Below are 22,112 nucleotides of genomic sequence, written 5' to 3' on the forward strand. Positions count from 1 at the left end.
AGGTGGAGGGCATGAGATTAACGAGCATTATTATCCCGACATATAACGGAAGGGAACTGCTTAAAGATTGTATTTATTCTATTAAAAAATATACGGATAAACCGTATGAAATCATCGTTGTCGATAACGGTTCGACCGATGGAACGGCCGACGTTTGCCGGCAGGAGGGCATCACTTTCATTTCGCTGGCGGGTAATGCCGGTTTTCCCGCAGCGTGCAATAAAGGCTTGAGAATCGCAACCGGCGATTCGCTGCTCCTTCTGAATAATGATGTTATCGTTTCACGGAACTGGCTGACGAACATGCTGGGTTGCCTGTACAGCAGTCCTGAAATCGGTATCGTCGGGCCGCTCACGAACTATGCGAGCGGAAAGCAGCAGATCGATATGCCATATACCAATGTGGACGACATGGCACATCAGTTGAATGAATCGGATGCGCAGAAATGGCTTCAGGTGGATCGCCTTGTCGGTTTTTGCTTTTTGTTTAAACGGCAGTTGCTGGAACGGATCGGTTTCCTGGATGAACGTTTTTCCCCCGGCCATTTTGAAGATGATGATTACTGTCATCGGGCAAGGAATGCGGGGTATACGTTCCGGATTGCCGGGGATGTCTTCATTTATCATCGCGGGAGTGCCAGCTTCGGCAAACAGGGAACGAGCGAGATAAAAAACCTTATCGAGAGGAATCGGCAAAAATTTATCGATAAATGGGGAATCGATCCGACGATTTACGTATAGGTCGATTCCCGTGCGAGAGAGGGAGGGTTATATGAAGGGCGTCATACTTGCAGGAGGTACAGGCACCCGACTATACCCGCTGACAAAAATAATAAATAAACATTTGCTCCCCGTCGGGAAAATTCCGATGATTTGTCACGGGATAGAGAAGTTGCGGAATGCCGGGATCGTAGACATTTTACTGGTGATCAGCAAGCAATCGGCAGGCTTATACACGGAACTGTTGGGCGGCGGAAAGGAGTGGGGAGTTCATCTTACCTATAAGGTTCAGGAAGAGGCCGGAGGGATTGCCCAAGCATTATCACTCGCCGAACCTTTCATGGAGCCGAATGAAAAATTTGTTGTGCTGCTCGGAGATAATTTGTTTGAAGATCCGCTCACAACTTATGTTCAGTTCTTTCGCAAGCAAGCAGAAGGAGCCCGGGTGCTATTGAAACAGGTACATGACCCGAGGCGATACGGAGTTCCCATTCTGGAAGGAGACAAAATCATAAAGATTGAAGAAAAGCCGGCAGAACCCAAATCGGATTATTGCGTCACCGGCATTTATATGTATGATACCGCGGTTTTTGATAAGATTCGGTCCATTAAACCTTCCGATCGCGGCGAACTGGAGATTACCGACGTAAATAACGTATATGCTTCCGAGGGACAACTTGCCTATGACGTATTGGCCGGATGGTGGACGGATGCAGGAACGTTCCAGTCCTTGCATCAAGCCAGCGATCGGCTCCTGAAGTGAAGGGAAGGCTCTAAAGAATGAATCCGGAGGATTGACTGCATGCAAACAACAGAAGCGAATTTGCTACAGCAGGGAGCGTGGTTAATGGAGCAATCCGCACAACAAAAAGGATACGAGGACGGTTTCGAGCAAGGACGCAGAGCCGGATACCGGCTCGGATTCTCCGAAGCTGCTCTCAGCACAATACCGCAGGACAAAGCGCCAGCCCGGAATCTCCATATTCTCTATGTAACCGCAGGCATCGGCGTTCCGTATCCGGCGCTCGATCAGGCGGTGATTGACGCATTAGGGGATTTGGTCCAAAGAGTGACGGTAGTTAATCCCGGGGAAGATGTCGCAGCCGCGGCCCAAAATGCGGAGCCTGACTTGGTTCTCGTTCTTAATGGAGTCGTCCTGGAAGCCGACACCGTCAAGCGGCTGAGGCAAAGCGGATTCAAAACGGCCGTCTGGTTTACCGACGACCCGTATTATACGGATTGGACAATATCGATCGCGCCCAGATATGAATATATTTTTACGCTTGAATCAAGCTGCCTGCCCTTTTACCGAAAGTTGGGGTGTCAGCATGTCTATCACCTTCCGTTCGCGGTTAACCCCAAAGTATTCCATCCCAAACCCGTACCGACTTCTTATCGATCCGATATTTGCTTTATCGGAACGGCATATTGGAATCGGGTAGAAGCCATCGACCGGCTTGCTCCGATCTTAAAGGATAAGAAAGTGGTCATCTCCGGCTGGTGGTGGGATCGGCTGCAAAGCTATTCCCTCCTTGCAGGCAAAATCAAACTCGGCGATTGGATGACCCCCGAGGAAACGGCCAGTTATTATAACGGAGCCAAAATAGTGATTAACCTTCACCGTGCGGCTGATGATGATACGATCAATGCCAACAGCCGCAAAACCCCGGCATTTTCCGTCAATCCGCGAACCTTTGAAATAGCCGCTGCGCCACGCTTCAATTGTCGGATCATCGTCCGGATTTAGGTCAGGTTTATTCCGCCAATGAGATTGGAACCTACGGTTCACTTGATGAGTTGGCAGATAAGATTCATTACTATTTGCAGCATGAGGAAGAAAGGCAGAAAATGGCCTTTAACGGTTTGATAAGAACGAGAAGAGACCATACCTATCACAAAAGATTAACCGCCATGCTAGATATCGTTTTCCCTCAGATCGATTCGTGAAAATGGATAGGTATACCCGTTTCTTAATGTATGGAAGAGGAATATATTGAGCGTAAGAATGGGGGGATTACCATACAGCGGCGCTTGGGGGAAAAAAATCATAAGCGAGCGAGGAAACGCATTCTTAAGCGAGGATTCTACAAGCAGCGGAGAACATCCGTCAGCAAGCCTGATTGCGATTGCGAACGGAAGCTGTTGGAGCAAGCTTCCGTTTCTTTTAATCAAGGCTTTGATTCCGGGTATGACGAGGCATGGTCGAGAGCGATGCAAACGATGCCGACGATGCAGCAGCAGGTGCCGGAGAAAGTTGAACCGAAACGTTCCGGCGATGAATACAAGAAAGGAGTGTATGAGGGAGGGGAAGGGATCGTGGATTCCATTCTCCCGGAGTTTGAAATTCTCCCGGAAGTTTCAGTTCGCCAGATTATCGAAGCGGGTTTGGAGCAAATGAATTCACGCTTTTACAGGCTGCTCAGCACCTCGGAAGTTGCGGCAAGGGTCAGAAATGCCCTGAGAACGAACTCCGCCTTGTCCGTTGTTCGCCTTGGCGATGGAGAACTGCTGACGCTCGCGCAAGAAGTTGTTATGAGTGAGGAACAGGTGAGGAAAGAAGGTTTTTTTTTAAGTTATTCCGGCGTGGATTTGCCTGATCTTGCTGCCCGGGATATGCTGGCTGCGGCGATTAAAAAAGCAGATATCGTAGGAATTCCAAAGCTGCGTCTTGCGAACTTTCAACCTCTGGCGTTCTCCGTATTGAAGGCCCATGGGATTGATTACCGAAATCTCGATTTGACTTTATCAACCATAAACTACGCATTGCATGTGGAAGGTTTATTGCGGGGAATCTTTGCGGGCTATCGTGTCCTGGTCGTGGGAAACTCTGCCCCCGGACTTTCCAGGGTCCTTAAGGACAGCGGCGTGCGCGTAACAGGTGTTGTTGCCCCTGTGGATGGAATGCGGGATATCCCCAGAGTCATGGATGAAATATCGTATGCCGGCGAATTCGATATCGCACTCGTAGGAGCGGGGATCCCTGCCGTAATTATCGTTCAGCGCATTGCTTCCGGGTTTGGAAAAGTTGCCATTGACTTCGGCCATCTGGCTGATGCACTAGCTAAAGGAGAATCCGTTCTATGAACAACGGGGCATACGCTAATCAGGGGTATAAGGACGGATACGCGAAAGGATTTGACGCGGGTTACGCTGACGGTTACAGCCGTGGAAAAACAGAGGGATCCATTCGCAGCACAACTTACTTTGAAGGTACGAGCATCATTATACCGACATATAACCAGCTTGGTTATTTAAAGGAGTGTGTCGAAAGTATTGTTCGATACACAAATGAGCCATACGAATTGATTATTATCGACAATGCATCGGCAGACGGAACAGCAGAGTATCTGAAGTCGGCGCAAGGGATCCGGTTTCGGATCAATCCGGAAAACTTGGGGTTTGCAGGGGCCGTAAACCAGGGGCTTTTGATGGCAAAGGGAACAACATTATTGATCCTGAACAATGACGCAGTCGTTACGACCAATTGGCTTTCCAACCTGCTCGCCTGCCTTCACAGCAATTCTCAATTTGGAATTGTCGGACCCGTCACGAATTACATCAGCGGCGACCAATTGATCGATGTCAGTTATGCGGATATGGCGGAGATGCAGCGGTTTTCCCAATTATATAATCAGTCGGATGCGCGGCGATGGTTCGTAACCAAACGGTTGACAGGTTTTTGCATGCTGTTTCGGCGGGAGGATTTCATTCGATTAGGTTATTTCGATGAGGGATTTGAGATCGGGAACTGTGAAGACGATGACTACGGATTGCGGGCACGGCTTCTGGGAATGCAGCTAATCATAGCCAAAGATACATTTATTCATCATTACGGCAGTGTAAGCATGAAATCATTAAACTCCAGGTTTGATGAAGTATATGCCAACAATTTGAGCTTTTACTCCAATAAATGGAGTGATCCTCACGGTATGCTGCTGCTTGATTGGCAGTGCAGCGCGGAAATGCCTAACCTGAAAACGATCGATTCCTACCCAACATGCGTGATTGTGCAAGAATCAAGCTCTAAAACCTATTGGATAGAAAACGGGACGCGTTATCCGATCGATGGCACCAGCGGCAAACAGGCCGTTCGGGTATCCCGGATTGATCTTTACAACTGGCAGCTTGGTGAGGTTATCTCTGTCGAGGAAGTAAACCGTCGCTTGAATGCTGTATACCGTGCGTTCGATGATAACAGGGTTATAGAAGGCAGGCTTGTGAGAATGCAGGATGGCAGCGTCTATCAGCGTAAGGGGGCGAAGCTTCACCGGTTTATCAATCCGTTCACATTAGCAGTCTGGCAGCTTGACTCCTATCAACCGATGTCCATGAATCCTTGCGAGCTGCAGGTTTACGAGGAGGGTCCCCCGATTATACCTCCTCCGGTGATTAAGGCAGAGAACATTTAAAAGTGCAGAGGGTGAATTTAATGAGAAGAGTGAAAAAAAGCCGTAATGCGAAATTAGGACCGAAAAGAAGAGTGTCTAAAGGCAGAAAATTAATAGGAAGAAGAAGGGTCAGAGCGAGAAGGGTAGTAAGCGCAGTCACGCCTGAGCAACAAGCGCTTGAATACAATGAAGCCTATGACAAGGGGTTTGATGAAGCTTACAATGAAGGTTTTAACGTTGGCTATACGGAGGGTATGAACACAGGCCATCAAGAAGCCAATTAAATAAAGGAGAAGGATAAGATGGCTCTGAGAAAAAAACAGAGGATAAAAACCGGTTATGCAACTCAGCCGCCGATTACCTTGAACGGCTATCAACAAGGACGTATTGACGGCTTTCAAAAAGGAAAAGAGGCTGGTTTCCAGCAAGGGCGCGCAGCTGCAGCAGCCCAAGTCATTACGCATGACGCTGTGACGGCGATCGAATCTGAACATTCCAAAATCGATGTTCTTGTGATCGCAGCCGGCATGATTCCATCCGTCGAGATCGGGATCATTCAACCTTTTGACGCATTGAATAAACGCGAGAAATTTCAATATGAACTAAAGCTGGAGCATGAAGTAAGCCAAGAAATGATAGCTGCTGCCGAAACGATTGTGTTTGTGCGCAATGTGGAGCCTTCAGCCTATTCGTTATTGGAGTTGGCCCACCAGCTCAGAAAACATACCGTATATGTAATCGATGACAATTTCCTTGAAATCCAACCGACAACACCCGTAGGTCAATACTACTGTGATCCAGCACGGAGAGAAACGTTTATCAAGTTTTTAAGAAATGCCAAGACGATAAAGGTAGATGCTCCTGATCTCGGTACCTATATTCAGGAACGATTCAATAAGAATGTCATTTATTTTCCGGGCAGCGTCGATTTTGAATGGCTTGATCGGCAGAGTAGAGTCGACCGGGAGCGTGAGCAAATTGTAATTGGTTATGCCGGAGGCGAGAAAGAGGAGGATTTTGTCCCCGTTGTATCTGCATTAAACAAAATTCTTGACTATTACGGGGGATTTGTGAGGCTGGAGTTTTTCGGATACCTTCCTTCGTCTTTCGACAATCATCCCAGTGTTAAATATGAAGGGGGCGGCATGGAATACAAGGATTTCTTGAAGAAGCTGAACCGGTGTAATTGGGATATTGGTATAGCCCCTCTTGCCGACAATCCATTTAACAAAGGAAAAACAAATAACAAATTCCGTGAATATGGCGCTTGCGGAATTCCGGGGGTTTATTCGAAGTCTCCTGTTTACGTCCCTTGGGTTAACCAGGGCGAAACGGGTTATCTCGTTGAACATACCGAGAAGGATTGGTATGAAGGAATTAAAGCCATGATTGAAGACCCGCCGATGCGTCAGCGTATTAAGGAAAAAGCAGAAATGACCGCAAGGCAGCATTTTACATTGCAGGCTTGCATCGATAATTGGAAGAAATTTGTGTTAAGTACATGAATTGGAGGTGGGAGGTGGTATGGGAAGAACCGGAGATATGAACGTGTTCATTATCGGATCGGAGAAAATCGCTTCATATAAAATTGGTATCGAGCAGCCGCTGCGACATCTTGAAAAGAGCGGAGTTTGCCAGTTTAAAATCAGATCGGACGATCAGGTGGAAAAGTCAAATATTGCTGATGCGGATATCGTTATCTTCTTTCGCACCGTTCAGCCGGAAGCCTACAAATACCTTGAAATGGCCCGGGAGATGGGAAAAAGAACGGTGTATGTCATCGACGACCATTTCCTGGCAATGTCGCCTGCAACCGATATGGGGAGATATTACCATGAATCATCACGCAGAAAGACGTATGTCAAATTTCTTAAAAATGCTCAATTGGTAAAAGTTGCGTCGAGTTTCTTTGCGAAACATCTCGATACCCATTTTAAACCTAATCAAATCGTTTATTTTCCGGGCAGCGTCGATTTCTCGATCATCTCCGGGCTTAAAAAGAGAAAAAAAGCTGAAGACAGAATCGTGATCGGTTATGAAGGCGGCAAGAAACAGGTAGCCTTCGAGCCCGTGATCAGGGCTCTTGACGAAATCATCCGGAAATATGGGGATAAAGTTCGGATAGAATTTTGCGGATACGTTCCGGAAGAGTTGGCAGATAAACCGCAGGTGTTTACCGAGCCTTATGATGAGAACTATAAAAAATTTCTGAAGCGTCTGTACCGTTCAGGTTGGGATATCGGATTGGCCCCCCTGGAACGAACGCTGCTCCACGACTGTAAAAGTAATAATAAATACCGCGAATACTCCGCCTGCCGAATTCCGGGTATCTACACATCTTCTCCGGCATACGAGGAATGGGTTCAAAATAAAGAAACCGGCATGATCGTCTCCGGAACCAGTGATGAATGGTATGAGGCGATCGTGGAACTGATCGAAAATTCCGAACTCAGGCAGAATATTACGGAACGAGCGGAACAAGTGGCATGGGAGAATTTCACGGTGGAGTCCTGTGCCGAACGATGGCGTACTCAAATTTTAATGCCGGAATGACTATGGATAATGAAAGGAGAGCTTCATTTGGACCATAAACATATACCCGTTCTGCAGCCGTGTATCGGCCAAGAAGAAATCGACGCGGTGACGGAAGTATTACGTTCGGGGTGGCTGGGCCTTGGCCCCAAAACAGAACAGTTTGAGCAACAGTTTTCCAAGTTTGCAGGGAGCCGGTTCACGGTTGCGCTCAATTCGGGCACAGCCGCGCTTCACCTCGCTATGGATGTTCTGGGCCTTGGACCCGGCGATGAAGTCATCGTACCTTCAATCACTTTCATATCTACTGTCCATGCCGTCAGTTATGTCGGCGCCACCCCGGTATTTGCAGATATTGATAAAGATACGCTCAATATATCTCCTGCCGATATTGAACGGAAAATAACGGATCGGACGAAGGCGATTATTGTCGTTCATATGGGGGGACACCCTTGCGATATGGATGCCATTCATGAAATTGCCAAGTCGCAAGGAATCAAGGTGATTGAGGATGCCGCGCATGCTTGCGGTGCGGAATATAAAGGTAAGCGCATTGGATCGATCAGCGATATTACCTGCTTCAGCTTTCACGCGGTTAAAAATTTGACGAGCGGCGAAGGGGGGGCGATTACCTGCAATACCGAGTGGATGAATCGAAAGCTTCGCGAGAAGAGATGGGTCGGCATCTCACGCGATACCTGGCTGCGGTCGTCTCACGAAAAAGTGTATGCCTGGCAATATTTCGTCGATCATGTAGGATACAAATACCATATGAACGATATGCAGGCGGCTATCGGGATCGTTCAATTAAACAAGCTGGACCAGTTGAACGGAAGACGAAGGGAAATTGCGGAACGTTACCAATCCGAGCTGAAAGACCTTGAATGGATTGAGCTTCCTTGGGAACAGCCGGATTCGCGAAGCGCATGGCATTTGTTCCAAATAAAATTCAGTAAAGATAACATCAGGGATCGCATGATTGCTCATTTACAGGAGCAGAATATCGCTTCTGGAGTCCACTATTATCCGTGTCACCTGCATCCGGTTTACCTCCATTTAAAGGCGGTCGTACCAATCTCCTCGAATATTTGGAAAAACATCCTCACTCTTCCTATCCATCCAAACGTAACAGAAGAAGACCAAGAACGAATCATTCGCCGTATTAGGGAGTTTAAACCATGAAGAAGCTGATGGTTTTAGGTGCAGGGATCTCCCAGCTTCCATTAATCAAAACAGCTAAAAGAATGGGACATTACGTCATTGTTGTGAGCCGTCAGGGAGACTACCCGGGGTTTGCTTGGGCTGATAAAATTTATTATGAAGATACAACGAATGTTGATAAAGTCGAGGAAATCGCCCGACTCGAAGGAATTGACGGCATATGTACCACGGGTACGGACGTGGCCGTCAAGTCGATAGGCAAGGTAGTCGACGCACTCGGAATATGCGGATTAAGCTACGAAGCCGCGAAGCTTTCATCGAATAAATGGGAAATGAAGCAGGCGTTTATGGATTATGGCATAAGAACCGCTAAATTCGTAAAGGTTCAAAATAAAAAAGAGGCCCATGCAGCCTTCGGCATATTGTCACCGCCGCTGATCTTTAAAGCTGTAGACAGTGGAGGGAGTAAAGGGATTGTAAAGGTGACAGATGCAGCTCAAGTAGATGATGCTTATAATAAGGTAAAAAGGGATACCAAGCTCGATTTTTTTATCATTGAAGAATTTATTGAAGGTACCGAGTTTGGCGCTCAGGCATTTGTTTACAATAACGAAATTCAATTTATTATGCCTCACGGCGATCTTATATTTTATGGAGATGCAGGGGTCCCCATCGGCCATTATGTCCCTTACGAATTGCCTGATGATGTAATGCAGGATCTTTTTTCTCAATTAAAGCGAAGCATTCTCGCATTGCAATTAAACAATTGTGCGATTAATGCAGATTTTATTTTAATGGACCGGAAGGTATATGTTCTGGAGATCGGGGGAAGAGCGGGAGCGACTTGCTTGCCGGAACTCGTATCTACTTTTTATGGATTTGATTATTATGAGCTGATGGTTAGAACTGCTCTTCACATGGGCTTTAATTTTACCGGTCAAGGTTCCCAGCCCTGCGCATGCGAGCTCCTGATTTCCGATAAAGAAGGGGTAATTACAGAGCTGGTGAATGGAAACGACAACCATGAAGATATTATTCAAATATCTTTTGATTATAACGTAGGCGATAAAATAAACAAATTTAGGGTTGGAACGGATAGAATCGGGCAAATCATCGTCAAAGGCGAGCGCTTGGAAGAAGTAATGAACCGGCTGGAGGAAGTTAAAAAGAAAATAAAAATAAAATTGAATTAGATGGCTTCAACTGTACTCAATGCCAAAACCTTTCAGCATACGGGCTTTGGAGGTCGGTCATCCTATACGGTGTCAGTACACCTATTATAGAGATGGAGGATGAATGATGATCAAATCCAAAGCCCTCAGCTTGACCCTGTCGGCCGCCTTGATCGCCAGCGTGGCCGGTTTAGCGGGCTGCAACACCGCAAACGACGGAAACACGACCCGTACCAATAATATCGGCACGAAGAACAACGGGCGCATCGGCGGAAACATGGTAAGAAACAACAACAACAATGACAACGGTACACAGCAGCACGATCTGACGAATATGAAATACAGCCGTGCGTTGTCGGCGAAAATCTCCAAAGTCAAAGGCGTTCGTGATGCGCATGTTTTCGTTACAAGAAACAACGCCTACGTTGCCCTGGCGCTTGACGGGCAGAACGCGGGAACGAATAACACCCAAAACAACGGAATGTACAGCACGAATAACGGAAGAATGAACGGCATGGCTTACCGCGGAACAGGCACGAATGGACGTACTGACGGTCTTTACGGCACATCCGGTACCGGCACGGCAGGTCTTTTGCGAGGCATGAGCGATCCAACCGGAACGCTGGATAACGACACGGGCCTTGGCCGCAATGCCGGTTATGGAACCTTTGGGGTAAGAGGATACAGCAACGGCGGTTTCAATAACAACGGTTTCGATACGATGGGCGGCACCACGAACCGCACCGGCCTTATGGGAACCAATGGCGTTAACGGCGATCGGTATGGCATGATGAACAATGGCGGTAACGGTAACTTGAATAACGTAAACAACGTACCGGATGATATTCGTCAAACCATCAGCAGCAAAGTCCGTAAAACGGTTCCTAACTGCGACCAGGTTTACGTGTCGGCGGATACCGATTTTTACAATCATTCTGCCGGGTATGCCAATAACAATAACAATGGCAATGGAAACCGAAATGGTAACGGTAATGGTAACGACAATGGCGTCATTGCGGATACGGTAGGCGAAGCCACGCGCGATTTCGGGGTATTCATTAACCGCCTGTTTCCGTTGAATATCGGAGGACGCAATGGTATTCTTAACAACGATGGGGTAAACCGCAATAATCGCGATGGCAACATGTTCGACAACAATGACGGCCTGTTTAATAACCGGGCTAATCGTTAATATCAATTTGCCATGATTTGTGCTTAATTATTCAACAAAAGCTCTTGCCGACAAACGGCAAGAGCTTTTTTAAAATATCAGAAAGTATAAACTTCCCGAAGCATGGACCTTCCTGATATCGGAAGAAAAAATTCTTCTAAACGCGGTCTGTATAAACTTCGGAGGTTTGCCACCCTATCTCGCAAGAAAAACTTCCGCTATATGCGGTCTGTCTTCTGTGAAGTACGTCGATAGACGTTTTTCTTATGAAACGGGTGATGCTTCTTCAACATATTCGGTTATCCATGACCGGTTAATATTTGCGGCTGCCCTGCACCCAAACGCCCTGGATCTCAAGAGCGGTATCCAGCAGGAGGACATCGGCCAACTTGCCTTCGGCCAGAGATCCGGTGCGGTGATCGATTCCGATCCGCTTGGCCGGATTCAGGCTGGCGGCTTCGGACGCGCGTTCCAGGCTAAGCCCGATTTCGCGGATCAGGAATCGGAAGCCTTTGATCATGGTCAGCGTGCTGCCCGCAAGGCTGTCGCGGTTGTTTTTCAGGGTTGCGATGCCATTCTCCACCACGACCGGAAGATCGCCAAGGGTATATTCCCCGTCAGGCATTCCCGTCGCCGACATGGCATCCGTAATAAGAATCAGGTTATGACCCTGCTTCATCCGCGCCAAGATGCGTACGCCCGCCGGATGAACGTGAATGCCGTCCGCAATGATCTCTGCGCTGAGACGGTCGTCGCTGAGCATGGCTCCGACCGTGCCCGGCTTGCGGTGATGAAGTCCGGTCATCGCATTGAAGGTATGGACGCCGTGGCTCAGGCCGGCATCAATGGCTTTCATCACATCATCGTACGAGGCGTCGGTATGGCCCAGGGCAGCCACGATATTGTGGTTTTTAAGCCAGGCTATCGCTTCGAGAGCCCCATCGCGTTCCGGTGCCAGCGTAACCTGCTTAACCAGCCCAGGATAAGCTTGCTCCCATTCTTCCAGCCATTCGATATTTGCCGTTACGATATGCTCGGGATTCTGGGCCCCGGGCCATTTCGGGCTGATAAAAGGTCCTTCCAGATGCACGCCTTCCAGGCGGGTGTACGGCATGTCCTGCTGACGGTAGCCATTAACGGCTCGAAGCACGGAATCGATTGCGGCTTTCGGTGCCGTCATGGTCGTTGCCAGCATGGCGGTGGTACCCTGCGAGCAGTGGTAGGAGGTGATCGTTTCCAGCACCTTCGGATCGGAATCCATAAAATCCTCGCCGTTTCCGCCGTGAACATGAATATCGATAAAGCCGGGGATAATATAACCGTCAGCCTGACGGACCACCTCGCCCGCGGATTGCTCCAGACCGGACGGCAAGTTCGCCGCTTCTCCCGCATAAACGATTTGCTCCCCGCGCATGGCGAGAACGCCATGTTCGATTAGGCCCTTGGGCGTCAGAACTTTACCGTACAACAGAGTGACTTGGGTTTCTTGTGTTTTTTGCGTTCCGCTCATTTGAAATATCTCCCTGCACCTTGATCTAAAAGCACGACAACGTTGGGATGGCACTGCAGCAAGGAAGCCGGACATTCCGTCGTAATCGGACCGGTCAACGCCCTGCGCGCGATTTCCGCCTTGTCTTCGCCGCGGATGAGAAGCATGATCTGGCGCGCCTTCATGATCGATGCGACGCCCATGGTAATGGCATGGGTCGGAACCTCCTCGATGGAAGAGAAGAATCTCGCGTTGGCCGTGCGGGTCTTCTCCTGAAGCGTTGTGACGTGCGTGCCGCTGTGAAGGGTCTCTCCCGGCTCGTTAAAACCGATATGTCCGTTATGGCCGATGCCGAGCAGCTGAAGATCAACGGGGCCGTTCTCTTCAAGCATCCGGTCGTAGCGTCGGCATTCTTCTTCCAGATCGGCCGCATTGCCGTTCGGAATAAACGTTTGAGCCAAGTTGATATCGATATGTTTGAACAATTTTTCGTTCATGAAAGTGCGGTAGCTTTCCGAATGGTTGTCGGGAAGGCCGACATATTCGTCAAGGTTGTATGTGGTTACGCCTTTAAAGCTGACGAGTCCCTCCTTATTCATTTCAATCAGCTTGGCATAAAGGCCGACAGGGGTGCTGCCTGTCGCCAGACCCAGCTTGGCGCGCGGATTGGTGTTCACCAGGCTGGCGATGATGCCTGCCGCGGTCTGAACGAATCCGGATTCGTTTTGGAAAGTGTAAATGTTCATTGATCATTAACCTCCTCGGCTCTTGCGGAAATTTTTCACATTGAGATATGACTGCTCCAGACGGGGGACATAGGTGGCGAAATCCCGGCTGGCCATGCCCATGAACAAAATATCAATGATGTGAAGCTGAGCGATTCGCGATGCCATGTCGCCGCGCCGCATCCCTTCTTCCAAGGATGAGGAGTACAGCGGAATATCGGATAGCGATGCCAGCGCGCTGCTTCGGTATGACGTGATGCTGATCGTAAAGGCTCCCGCGTTTTTGGCGCAGGATAAGGCGTCAATCGTTTCAGGCGTTTCGCCCGAGTAAGAAATGGCGATGGCTGCATCGCTCGGCGTCAGGGTGGATGCCGATGTAATCTGCATGTGCGAATCGGCAAACGCGGTGCAATTTTTACCGATCCGGATCAGCTTTTGGTAAAAGTCCTGTGCGACCACGGATGAGGTGGCGATGCCGTAGAGATCGATCCGTTTGGCCCTGCACAGCACATCCACAACCCGTTCGAGCTGACCCAGGTCCAGCAGTGACGTCGTGTCCTGTATGGAGGTGAGATGGTTGGCTTCTATGGCCTGGACAATATCGGCCAGCGGGTTGCCGGCAACGATATCCTGGTATTTCGTATGGCCGGACCTTGATGTCATTTCGGCATGGGCCATTTCGGCTGCGAGTTTGACCTTGAAATCAGGATAACCCTTGCAGTCGAAATTTTTGCAAAACCGGGTGACCGTCGCGGCACTGACGTCGCACTGGTCGGCAAGCTCCTTGATGCCCATATGAACGATCTCCGCGGGGCCGCTTAATATAAACTCGGCCAGCCTCCGTTCCTGCCGGGGCAGGCGATCTTTTTCGACGGCCATAATATGCAGGATAGGTGCCATCACGGCCCTCCTTTAACGGTGGAATCAAGGAATCATCTGGAAAAAATGTAATGAAAATTATTTTGTTGTGATTCCCCGAAAAAAGAAAATTATTTTTATATTTTCATCATAGTTGATGCCGCCAAAGGAATCAAGGATAAAAAATACCGTTACGGAATTCGCCCATTTTCCCTGCAGCGTCGCACCATCGTCCTGATTTTTTCATACAATGAGTTGACTGTATCCCTTAACCTTGTTAGACCACACATACCCGGGCAAGGAGGGGTGACACCATTGAAGGGAAATGATCACAACAGCAAGTTTTTGTTAACCCACCGTGAACGAGAAGTGTTTGAACTGCTGGTTCAGGACAAAACCACTCGCGACATCGCCGGGCAGTTGTTCATTAGCGAGAAAACGGTGCGAAACCACATCTCCAACGTAATGCAAAAGTTAAACGTCAAGGGCCGTTCGCAAGCCGTCGTCGAGCTGATCAAGCTCGGGGAGTTGAAGATCTGACGTCCTGCTGAAAATAGGGACCATTCGGCGAAAGCCTCTTCTCCTTGCCATGGAGGAAGAGGGCTCTTTTGTGCGCATATCGGTATTATCCGGATTAAATTGATCGGGCTTGTGGAACAAGGATCATTTCTTTAAGTGGTATGGAACCGTTGTGATAATTACATTCTTGCGATAAAGCAGGTGAGTACGAATCAACAAACTCGTTTGGTTATGCAGGAAGTTATGCCAGCCTTTCTTAGGAATAAACTGGGGGATGACCACCGTTACCTGATAATTGGATTCGCTGGCTTTTCGCTGTACCGTATCAATAAACTTGCTCAAAGGAACAATGACGCTTCTATAGGGGGAATATAAAGTTACCAGCCTCACATCAGGTCTCCATTTATTCCACTTTTCCTCGAATTGGTTTTCCTCTTCTCTTTCAAAGGGAATATATACGGCTATGATCTGCTCCGCCGACAGGGATTCGGCATAATTCAGAGACTGTTCAACAACCTGCGTAATTCCCGATACGGGCAAAATAATGACATTTCCCTCAATCGGCACGGCTGGTTCGCGAGATGCAACCCTCAGTTGCTCTCCCACTGCTTCGTAATGCTTTTTTATGCGATGGAATAAATAAACGATAAGCGGCAAGAAAAGCAAGACGGGCCATACCTGTTTGAATTTGGTTAAAAAGAACACCGTCGTGACGATTAAGCAAATAACGGCGCCGATTGTGTTAATCGTCAGTTTCGAAATCCAGCCCGTCGGTTTTTCGCGAATCCATTTCACCATCATGCCTGTCTGCGAGAGCGTAAACGGAATGAACACGCCCACGGCATAAAGCGGGATAAGCTGCTCGGTTTGTCCTTGAAACGCAATGATCAGCACAATGGATGATAAGCCAAGGATAATGATGCCGTTGGAATACCCTAGCCGATCCCCGCGTACTTTGAACATTCTCGCGATAAACTTATCGTTGGCTAAATTAACAGCAAGAAGCGGAAACGCCGAATACCCCGTGTTGGCCGCAAGGATCAAGATTAAAGCCGTCGTTCCTTGGATGAAAAAATACATGAAATTCCGCCCGAAGGTCTGGTCAGCGATCTGTGAAACAACCGTTTGCTCCACAGTCGGCGTGATCCCGTAATAATAAGCTAAGAACACGATTCCCGAAAATAACAGGGCAAGCAAGACCCCCATAGCCAGTAACGTTTTAGCCGCATTGTTCGGCGCCGGATCTTTGAAGTTCGGAATGGCATTGGATATCGCTTCAACTCCTGTTAAAGCGGAGCTCCCCGAGGCAAAAGCCCGGAGAAGCAAAAATAAAGTCATGCCCGTTACCGGAGTGCCTATCGGCGCATGTAACCCAGGCGAAACATTACCCGTAAAAATATTGTACGTGCCAACGCCGATTAAAATAAACAGGGCCAACACGAATAAATAAACGGGATACGCCAAAACGGAGGCTGACTCGGTAACGCCCCTTAAATTCAACAGGGTGAGGAGAAGCACAAAGACCACGGCAATGCTAACCGTGTGTTCATGCAGAAACGGAAAGGCCGATGTAATGGCATCCGTACCTGCGGACACGCTGACAGCCACCGTCAATATATAGTCCACCAGCAAGGAGCCTCCCGCAACCAGTCCGGGGTATACCCCCAGATTCTGCTTGGATACCACATAGGCTCCCCCGCCGTGCGGATAAGCAAAGATAATCTGACGATAGGATAAAATGAGCGCGAGCAATAAAACCAATACTCCGATCCCGATCGGTAGCGAATACCAGAATGCTGACGCACTTACGGTGATTAAAACCAACAGGATTTGTTCCGGACCGTAAGCTACGGATGATAAGGCATCAGAGGAAAGAATGGCGAGCGCCTTTCTTTTATTTAGTTTTTGTTCCCCTAATTCGGTCGATTTCAGAGGCCGACCAACCAAAAACCTTTTCAATGTCGTCATTTGTTTCCACCGCCATTTTGAAGTTTGGGACTTTTAATATGCTTCCCTTGCCCTGTATCCACTATCCGCTGCAAACGGTAGCCTCCCGGCATCGCGAATGCGCATAAAAAGCCGCAGCCATTGCATATTTCACAGTAACAAAGAATTTTGCGGCAGGGATGATGGCCGTTTACGTCGAATCCATTAGCATAAAACGAACGGAAATGGATAAGCACAGACGAAAGAATATTTTGGTATACATCGCAAAGCAGGCCCATTACCGTGACAAAAGAGGTATGAGAAAATGCAGTATATGCGAATCACCAAGGACAATATAGGCAGTGAACACATTTGCTGCGCTTTGGGCGCAAAGCAGTATGAGTCTGCTGTTCAGGATAAGAAGTCATGGTTATGCGACCGCATGGATGACGGCTTGACTTTTTTTCGTTTGAATGAGCGCGCGAAAGTTTTCATAGAATATTTACCCGCCGACAAGGCATGGGTACCGGTTGAGGCATCTAATTATATGTATATCAATTGTTTGTGGGTATCCGGAAGGTACAAGGATAGCGGACACGGGAAGCAGTTGCTCGGCAAATGCAAAGAGGATGCGATGGCCCTTGGAATGGACGGGATCGTACATATCGTCGGAAAGAAAAAAATGCCTTATTTGAGCGACAAAAAATATTTCGAGCATCAGGGGTTTCAAATCGTGGATCAGGCGAGTCCGTACTTTGAGCTGGCTGTCCTTCAATGGAACGACCAGGCCGTAACCCCCGCTTTCAAAAGCACGGCAAAAGCTGCTGCGGCTGTACCGGGGCAGGGCGTTCACATCTATTACACGGCTCAGTGCCCTTTTGCCGCCGGCGTCTTGGATGATCTCCGAAAAATAGCTGATGATCGGGGAGTCGCCTATCAACTCCACCGATTGAAAACAAGGGAAGAAGCGCGGCAGGCCCCTTCCGTTTGGACAACCTTCAGTTTGTTTTACAACGGTTCGTTTGTGACTCATGAAATATTAAGTCCGGCCAAATTTGAAAAGCTTCTGGAAAGGTTGGGGAACACGCCATGAACCTGACGATCGCAGTCGTGGTTATAGCGATTCTCGCGCTTCCGGCAGCGCTGTACGGGATCTTATTCAGGAAGCGGCCCGGCAACGTGGTGTCTTTTGGCAAGGAAAGGAAAAAACGGCCTGCGGAGGGTCAAATGTGCAGCCGCTGCAAACGGCGGAGGCCGCTCGTATTTTATGCGAACGATGCGGGAGCGGTGAGAGGACTCTGCAAAGAATGCAAACAGGCGGCCGAAAAGCATGAGGAACTGTATCCGGTATGAGGTAAATCGAAAGAGAAGGGCCGTTTCCCGGACGCCTGAAGGCGTCTCAAGGAAACGACCCTTTTTTGCATCAGGTTTCTGACCGATAGGTTTTGCCGACCTGCGGGCCGAGCCCGAAATAATGACGGAAGTTATAGATGAGCGGGCTCCATTTTTCCGGATTGATATGGTTCTCGCCAAGGATGATGTCGTCATGCGCATGTACGCATACGGCTTCCGTTTCGACGACGGCCATAAAAGGAGAGTGCTCCGGAATCCGAATAAACTTCACCTGCGCTTCAATCTGAATCGGGCATTCCGCTATGCGCGATGGTCGTACCGCGGCAGAAGCGGCGGCGGTCAATCCGCTTGCCCCGAATTTGTCTTTGCGGTACGAAATTCCCAGCTGCTGTTTGAATTCCGGGACGTCCTCTTTGCCCGTGTAAGGCGCCAGCTGTTCGACATGGCTCCATAGCTCCGGACTCGGAACGTTGATCACGCATTCCGGATGATGCTTGATATTTTCGATGGATTTTCCTCCCAGTCCCATGCCTAATACGATGCATTTCCCGAGCGCCCAGGAAGAAGACAAAGGGCTGATATTCACGGTTCCGTCCTCATTCAGCGTGCTGAGCAGAATGACGGGCGTGCCATAGTAAAGAATTTTGGGTTCGACTTTTTTGCTGACCGGGAGCTGTTTTGCTTTGTTCATGTCCGGTTCCCTCCATTTTTTATAATTTTGACGCTTCTTCATTGTAAAACGCAAACGATTCCATTATCATCGAAATATGGATTACACAAGGAGGGGAAGATGAAGGTACATGCCAATGCGGCCGTGATCGCTTCTCTTGTAAGCGAGCCGTCACGCGCCGCCATTTTGACCGTTTTATTGGATGGCAGGTATCATCCTGCAAGCGAATTGGCGTCCATGGCCCGCATCACGCCCCAAACAGCCAGCTTCCACTTGGCGAAAATGATCGAGGCCGACGTGATCGCTGTGGAAAAACAGGGGCGCCATCGCTACTATGGCATTCGGAACCAGGAGGTCGCCCGAGTCATGGAATCGCTGTTGTCCATCGCGCCGCAGGTTAAAATTACGTCGTTGAAGCAGCATTGCGAGGATCGGCAAATACGCTATGCCAGAACATGCTACGATCATCTCGCGGGACAAGCGGGCGTGAAGCTGACCGACGCACTCCTTGCCATGGGGAGTTTGACGGAAGACGAAGAGGGTTATCAAGTTACCGAAAAGGGCGAAGCTTTTTTTGCGGATTTCGGGATCGATCTCGATAAAACTCGGAAAAAACGCCGAGCTATATTCTGAAATGTCTGGACTGGAGCGAGCGCCGTCACCATTTGGCCGGGGCTTTGGGAAACGCGATTCTGGAAAGACTGTTCGAATTGAAATGGATTGAGCGTCTGCCGGATACCCGGGCCATAAAAGTCACGATGGACGGAAATAAAGGCTTGAAGGAAACATTCTCGATTGAAATGGAGTAGCTGTTCGCATCCTGAACCATAAAAGCAACCGGACATCCGCCGATTCGGATGTCCGGTTGCTTTTTTAGTAAACATGAATTTTGAAGCGGCCCTTTAACGCAGGTAAAGCTTCCAGTGACCAGTGCGCAGTGTTTCTTTGGGCCGCGACGGCAGATTTGCCTATACCCAGCCCAAAGCCCGAACGGTCTGGGCCACGATAAAGGTGATGCCGATGGCAATGGCCGTCGGAATGGCAAAGGACAGCAGGGTCCACTTGGCGCTTTTCGTTTCCTTATAGATGTTGACAAGCGTGGTGCCGCAAGGATAATGCAGCAGCGAGAACAGCATCATGTTCAGCGCCGTGAGCCACGTCCAGCCTTGATCCAGGAATATTTGCTTGAGCGCAAACATATCCTCGACCTCGGTCAGGGAGCCTGTTGCCAAATAACCCATGAGCAGGATGGGCAGCACGATCTCGTTTGCCGGAAGGCCGATGATAAACGCCATCAGGATGAACCCGTCCAGTCCGAGCGCGCGAGCGAACGGATCCAGGAAGTTGACGAAGTGCAGGAGAATGCTCGTATCGCCTACGTAAATGTTAGCAAGGATCCAGGTTAATACGCCGGCGGGAGCCGCGACGACGACCGCCCTGCGCAGCACGTACACGGTTTTGTCCAGGGTGGAGCGCAGAATGGTATTCAGGATTTTAGGCTTCCGGTAAGGCGGCAGCTCCAGCGTGTAATGGGAGGGCACGCCTTTGAGCGCGGTTTTGGAGAGCGCCCAGGATACCGTGAGCGTGACGACCACGCCAAACAGCACCATCCCCATCACGACGGATGCCGTAACGAGCGTTTGCACGCCTCCGGAAAAACCTGCAGCCATAAAAAGGGAGGCAAGCAGGATCAGGGTCGGCCAGCGGCCGTTGCACGGAACGAAATTGTTCGTCAGAATGGCGAGCATGCGCTCCCGCGGCGATTCGATGATCCGTGTGGACATGATCGCCGCGGCGTTGCAGCCGAAGCCCATGGCCATCGTAAGAGACTGCTTGCCGTGGGCACCGCTTTTTTTGAACAAACGGTCCAGGTTAAAGGCGACCCGGGGCAAATATCCGTAGTTCTCCAGCAGGGCGAAGGCCGGGAAAAAGATGGCCATCGGCGGCAGCATGACGCTGACCACCCATGCCGTCCCCCGGAAAAGTCCGAGAATCAGCACGCCGTGCAGCCAGTCGGGGGCATGCACAGCCTGAAACGCCATGGTCAGGTAACCCTCGACCCATCCGAAAAAATCGGCAAGCATCGAAGAAGGAACGTTGGCGCCGGCAATCGTCAAGTAAAACAAAACGCCCAGCATGGCAAGCATAATCGGAAATCCCCACAGCTTGGAGGTAAAGATGCCGTCTAGCCGTTCCGAGCGGTACAGCCGGTCGCGGTCGGTTACGGACACCGCTTCGCCGCAGAGCTCCCTGGATTTTTTAAACAATTCGCCGACGATGGTTTCGCGTACGCCGTCTACCTGTTCAGCAGGAATGGTGGCTGTTAGAGCTTCTAAGCGCTGGAGTTGTTCCATGCTTCATCCCCCCTTTGGATGGCGCGGAGATTTTCTCTTTCAAGGTTTCAATAAGCTTGCGATCCCCGTCCAGGAACCGGATGGCCAGCCAGCGCGAAGGATACGCTTCCCCCACGATGCTTTTCAGCTCCGTTTCCAGTCCCGATATATCCCGTTCCAACTGCTCGTTATATTTCATTCGGTAGGGCGTCGTCTGGATTTTGCCGGTACACATCAGAAGCAGCTGTTCCGACAGTACGTCAAGCCCCTCGTTATTTCGGGCGGAGATCGGGATCACGGGAACGCCGAGCCTTTTGGCAAGCGTGGCCGCATCGATTTTAATTCCCTTTTTCTTGGCTTCATCCATCAGGTTCAAACCGACGATGACCCGATCGGTCATCTCCAGCACCTGCAGCGCCAGGTTCAGGCTTCTTTCCAATGCTGTGGAATCGAGCACCAGCAGGGTAACGTCAGGCTTTTCAAAAACGATAAAATCCCGCGCTACCTCTTCATCCGCAGAATTGGAGAACAAGGAATACGTTCCGGGCAAATCGACGAACCGGAAGCGGGTATCCTTGTACTGATAATTGCCGCTTGCAAGGCTGACCGTTTTGCCCGACCAGTTGCCGGTATGCTGCTTCAGACCGGTCAGAGCATTAAACAGGGTGCTTTTACCCGTGTTCGGGTTCCCCGCCAGGGCAACCGTATAAGTTCTCATGATGACACCACCTCCCCGAAAATCAATTGGCTTTCTTCTTTTCTCAAAGCAATGACCGTACCTGCAACTCTATATGAGACAGGATCACCCAGAGGGCTGGCTTTCAGCACTTCGATGACGGAACCCGGGACGAACCCGAGATCCAGAAGCCGCCGTTTCAGCTCCCCCGGGATTTCCACGCTTTTTACCAAGAACAGCTGTCCGAACGAAGCCTGATGCAGATTTTGAATGTTTTTTGTCTCGTCCATAAACTTTAACCTCTCCCTATTAAATTGGGCCGAGCAATCATTGTTTCCCTAAAGCAACTTTAAGTTTATCGTATGCCCATCCTTTCATAATGTCAACTGCATGACCCCGGTTTCGGATGAAAAAATTTTT

21 protein-coding genes and 2 pseudogenes are annotated in these 22,112 nt (G+C 49.4%); 15 read left to right on the top strand and 8 right to left on the bottom strand.

Annotated elements, in window-relative coordinates; all coding sequences use genetic code 11:
• Positions 1-11: 11 nt before the first annotated feature.
• The 11 genes and pseudogenes from XI25_RS09585 (at position 12) to XI25_RS09635 (ending at position 11,164) form a co-directional block, all read left to right on the top strand.
• Positions 12-740: a glycosyltransferase family 2 protein gene (locus XI25_RS09585; RefSeq protein ID WP_046678356.1), complete on the top strand. Its 729-nt coding sequence runs from the start codon at positions 12-14 to the stop codon at positions 738-740.
• 31 nt (positions 741-771) lie between these two features.
• Positions 772-1,482 carry a sugar phosphate nucleotidyltransferase gene (locus XI25_RS09590; RefSeq protein WP_046678357.1) on the top strand — a complete coding sequence of 237 codons (711 nt, stop codon included), beginning with the start codon at positions 772-774 and terminating at the stop codon, positions 1,480-1,482.
• An 84-nt stretch (positions 1,483-1,566) separates the two neighbouring features.
• A pseudogene (locus tag XI25_RS09595) lies at positions 1,567-2,666 on the top strand (glycosyltransferase family protein).
• Between the two features lie 84 nt (positions 2,667-2,750).
• On the top strand, positions 2,751-3,803 hold the full coding sequence (locus tag XI25_RS09600) for a GT-D fold domain-containing protein (RefSeq protein ID WP_235439785.1): 1,053 nt from the start codon (positions 2,751-2,753) through the stop codon (positions 3,801-3,803).
• Positions 3,800-5,128 carry a glycosyltransferase family 2 protein gene (locus XI25_RS09605; RefSeq protein ID WP_046678358.1) on the top strand — a complete coding sequence of 443 codons (1,329 nt, stop codon included), beginning with the start codon at positions 3,800-3,802 and terminating at the stop codon, positions 5,126-5,128. Before XI25_RS09600 ends, XI25_RS09605 begins: the two co-directional genes overlap by 4 nt.
• A 20-nt stretch (positions 5,129-5,148) precedes the next feature.
• The gene (locus XI25_RS09610) at positions 5,149-5,391 is read left to right on the top strand and encodes a hypothetical protein (RefSeq protein ID WP_046678359.1); all 243 of its coding nucleotides are present in this window, start codon (positions 5,149-5,151) and stop codon (positions 5,389-5,391) included.
• An 18-nt stretch (positions 5,392-5,409) separates the two neighbouring features.
• Positions 5,410-6,612, top strand: a complete 1,203-nt coding sequence (locus XI25_RS09615; RefSeq protein WP_046678360.1) for a glycosyltransferase — start codon at positions 5,410-5,412, stop codon at positions 6,610-6,612.
• A 19-nt stretch (positions 6,613-6,631) separates the two neighbouring features.
• Entirely contained in the window at positions 6,632-7,660 is a 1,029-nt protein-coding gene (locus XI25_RS09620; protein WP_046678361.1) for a glycosyltransferase family protein, read from the top strand.
• A 27-nt stretch (positions 7,661-7,687) separates the two neighbouring features.
• The gene (locus tag XI25_RS09625) at positions 7,688-8,821 is read left to right on the top strand and encodes a DegT/DnrJ/EryC1/StrS family aminotransferase (protein WP_235439786.1); all 1,134 of its coding nucleotides are present in this window, start codon (positions 7,688-7,690) and stop codon (positions 8,819-8,821) included.
• Positions 8,818-9,993, top strand: coding sequence for an ATP-grasp domain-containing protein (locus XI25_RS09630; RefSeq protein WP_046678363.1), 1,176 nt, complete (start codon positions 8,818-8,820; stop codon positions 9,991-9,993). Before XI25_RS09625 ends, XI25_RS09630 begins: the two co-directional genes overlap by 4 nt.
• A 103-nt stretch (positions 9,994-10,096) precedes the next feature.
• Positions 10,097-11,164, top strand: coding sequence for a YhcN/YlaJ family sporulation lipoprotein (locus XI25_RS09635; RefSeq protein WP_235439787.1), 1,068 nt, complete (start codon positions 10,097-10,099; stop codon positions 11,162-11,164).
• Between the two features lie 292 nt (positions 11,165-11,456).
• Here the strand turns inward: XI25_RS09635 and nagA are convergent, their stop codons facing one another.
• The 3 genes from nagA to XI25_RS09650 are packed head-to-tail and all read right to left on the bottom strand — an operon-like array spanning position 11,457 to position 14,257.
• Entirely contained in the window at positions 11,457-12,653 is a 1,197-nt protein-coding gene (gene nagA / locus XI25_RS09640) for an N-acetylglucosamine-6-phosphate deacetylase (protein WP_046678365.1), read from the bottom strand.
• Positions 12,650-13,378, bottom strand: coding sequence for a glucosamine-6-phosphate deaminase (nagB, locus tag XI25_RS09645; RefSeq protein ID WP_046678366.1), 729 nt, complete (start codon positions 13,376-13,378; stop codon positions 12,650-12,652). The genes nagA and nagB overlap by 4 nt, the downstream gene beginning before the upstream one ends.
• A gap of 6 nt (positions 13,379-13,384) precedes the next feature.
• On the bottom strand, positions 13,385-14,257 hold the full coding sequence (locus XI25_RS09650; protein WP_046678367.1) for a MurR/RpiR family transcriptional regulator: 873 nt from the start codon (positions 14,255-14,257) through the stop codon (positions 13,385-13,387).
• A 273-nt stretch (positions 14,258-14,530) separates the two neighbouring features.
• Between XI25_RS09650 and XI25_RS09655 the strand changes: the two genes are divergently transcribed.
• The gene (locus XI25_RS09655) at positions 14,531-14,755 is read left to right on the top strand and encodes a helix-turn-helix domain-containing protein (protein ID WP_046678368.1); all 225 of its coding nucleotides are present in this window, start codon (positions 14,531-14,533) and stop codon (positions 14,753-14,755) included.
• A gap of 123 nt (positions 14,756-14,878) precedes the next feature.
• Here the strand turns inward: XI25_RS09655 and XI25_RS09660 are convergent, their stop codons facing one another.
• Positions 14,879-16,702: an APC family permease gene (locus XI25_RS09660; RefSeq protein ID WP_046678369.1), complete on the bottom strand. Its 1,824-nt coding sequence runs from the start codon at positions 16,700-16,702 to the stop codon at positions 14,879-14,881.
• A 283-nt stretch (positions 16,703-16,985) separates the two neighbouring features.
• Here XI25_RS09660 and XI25_RS09665 point away from each other — a divergent pair, with 283 nt between their 5' ends.
• Positions 16,986-17,753: a GNAT family N-acetyltransferase gene (locus XI25_RS09665; RefSeq protein WP_046678370.1), complete on the top strand. Its 768-nt coding sequence runs from the start codon at positions 16,986-16,988 to the stop codon at positions 17,751-17,753.
• Entirely contained in the window at positions 17,750-18,013 is a 264-nt protein-coding gene (locus XI25_RS09670; protein WP_046678371.1) for a hypothetical protein, read from the top strand. Before XI25_RS09665 ends, XI25_RS09670 begins: the two co-directional genes overlap by 4 nt.
• A 70-nt stretch (positions 18,014-18,083) precedes the next feature.
• On the opposite strand, the gene XI25_RS09675 is transcribed toward XI25_RS09670, so the two are convergent.
• Positions 18,084-18,704 (bottom strand): flavin reductase family protein, encoded by a 621-nt coding sequence (locus XI25_RS09675; RefSeq protein WP_046678372.1) that lies wholly within the window; start codon positions 18,702-18,704, stop codon positions 18,084-18,086.
• A gap of 99 nt (positions 18,705-18,803) precedes the next feature.
• Between XI25_RS09675 and XI25_RS09680 the strand changes: the two are divergent.
• Positions 18,804-19,492, top strand: a pseudogene (locus XI25_RS09680) (ArsR/SmtB family transcription factor).
• A 159-nt stretch (positions 19,493-19,651) separates the two neighbouring features.
• On the opposite strand, the gene XI25_RS09685 reads toward XI25_RS09680, so the two are convergent.
• From XI25_RS09685 to XI25_RS09695, 3 genes are read right to left on the bottom strand one after another with little or no spacing between them, the layout of a single operon-like run.
• Entirely contained in the window at positions 19,652-21,037 is a 1,386-nt protein-coding gene (locus tag XI25_RS09685) for a nucleoside recognition domain-containing protein (protein ID WP_046678373.1), read from the bottom strand.
• Positions 20,988-21,734, bottom strand: coding sequence for a FeoB small GTPase domain-containing protein (locus XI25_RS09690; protein ID WP_046678374.1), 747 nt, complete (start codon positions 21,732-21,734; stop codon positions 20,988-20,990). The genes XI25_RS09685 and XI25_RS09690 overlap by 50 nt, the downstream gene beginning before the upstream one ends.
• Positions 21,731-21,982: a FeoA family protein gene (locus tag XI25_RS09695; protein ID WP_046678375.1), complete on the bottom strand. Its 252-nt coding sequence runs from the start codon at positions 21,980-21,982 to the stop codon at positions 21,731-21,733. The genes XI25_RS09690 and XI25_RS09695 overlap by 4 nt, the downstream gene beginning before the upstream one ends.
• Positions 21,983-22,112 lie beyond the last annotated feature (130 nt).

This window comes from Paenibacillus sp. DMB20 (genome assembly GCF_000987955.1).
Lineage (GTDB): Bacteria > Bacillota > Bacilli > Paenibacillales > Paenibacillaceae > Paenibacillus_AQ.

What these genes read in the sequence shown, in the direction of transcription:
- XI25_RS09585 (WP_046678356.1), top strand. Translation starts at nt 12, where the DNA reads ATGAGATTAACGAGCATTATTATCCCGACATATAACGGAAGGGAACTG.
- XI25_RS09590 (WP_046678357.1), top strand. Translation starts at nt 772, where the DNA reads ATGAAGGGCGTCATACTTGCAGGAGGTACAGGCACCCGACTATACCCG.
- XI25_RS09605 (WP_046678358.1), top strand. Translation starts at nt 3,800, where the DNA reads ATGAACAACGGGGCATACGCTAATCAGGGGTATAAGGACGGATACGCG.
- XI25_RS09610 (WP_046678359.1), top strand. Translation starts at nt 5,149, where the DNA reads ATGAGAAGAGTGAAAAAAAGCCGTAATGCGAAATTAGGACCGAAAAGA.
- XI25_RS09615 (WP_046678360.1), top strand. Translation starts at nt 5,410, where the DNA reads ATGGCTCTGAGAAAAAAACAGAGGATAAAAACCGGTTATGCAACTCAG.
- XI25_RS09620 (WP_046678361.1), top strand. Translation starts at nt 6,632, where the DNA reads ATGGGAAGAACCGGAGATATGAACGTGTTCATTATCGGATCGGAGAAA.
- XI25_RS09630 (WP_046678363.1), top strand. Translation starts at nt 8,818, where the DNA reads ATGAAGAAGCTGATGGTTTTAGGTGCAGGGATCTCCCAGCTTCCATTA.
- XI25_RS09635 (WP_235439787.1), top strand. Translation starts at nt 10,097, where the DNA reads ATGATGATCAAATCCAAAGCCCTCAGCTTGACCCTGTCGGCCGCCTTG.
- nagA (WP_046678365.1), bottom strand. Translation starts at nt 12,653, where the DNA reads ATGAGCGGAACGCAAAAAACACAAGAAACCCAAGTCACTCTGTTGTAC.
- nagB (WP_046678366.1), bottom strand. Translation starts at nt 13,378, where the DNA reads ATGAACATTTACACTTTCCAAAACGAATCCGGATTCGTTCAGACCGCG.
- XI25_RS09650 (WP_046678367.1), bottom strand. Translation starts at nt 14,257, where the DNA reads ATGGCACCTATCCTGCATATTATGGCCGTCGAAAAAGATCGCCTGCCC.
- XI25_RS09660 (WP_046678369.1), bottom strand. Translation starts at nt 16,702, where the DNA reads ATGACGACATTGAAAAGGTTTTTGGTTGGTCGGCCTCTGAAATCGACC.
- XI25_RS09665 (WP_046678370.1), top strand. Translation starts at nt 16,986, where the DNA reads ATGCAGTATATGCGAATCACCAAGGACAATATAGGCAGTGAACACATT.
- XI25_RS09670 (WP_046678371.1), top strand. Translation starts at nt 17,750, where the DNA reads ATGAACCTGACGATCGCAGTCGTGGTTATAGCGATTCTCGCGCTTCCG.
- XI25_RS09675 (WP_046678372.1), bottom strand. Translation starts at nt 18,704, where the DNA reads ATGAACAAAGCAAAACAGCTCCCGGTCAGCAAAAAAGTCGAACCCAAA.
- XI25_RS09685 (WP_046678373.1), bottom strand. Translation starts at nt 21,037, where the DNA reads ATGGAACAACTCCAGCGCTTAGAAGCTCTAACAGCCACCATTCCTGCT.
- XI25_RS09690 (WP_046678374.1), bottom strand. Translation starts at nt 21,734, where the DNA reads ATGAGAACTTATACGGTTGCCCTGGCGGGGAACCCGAACACGGGTAAA.
- XI25_RS09695 (WP_046678375.1), bottom strand. Translation starts at nt 21,982, where the DNA reads ATGGACGAGACAAAAAACATTCAAAATCTGCATCAGGCTTCGTTCGGA.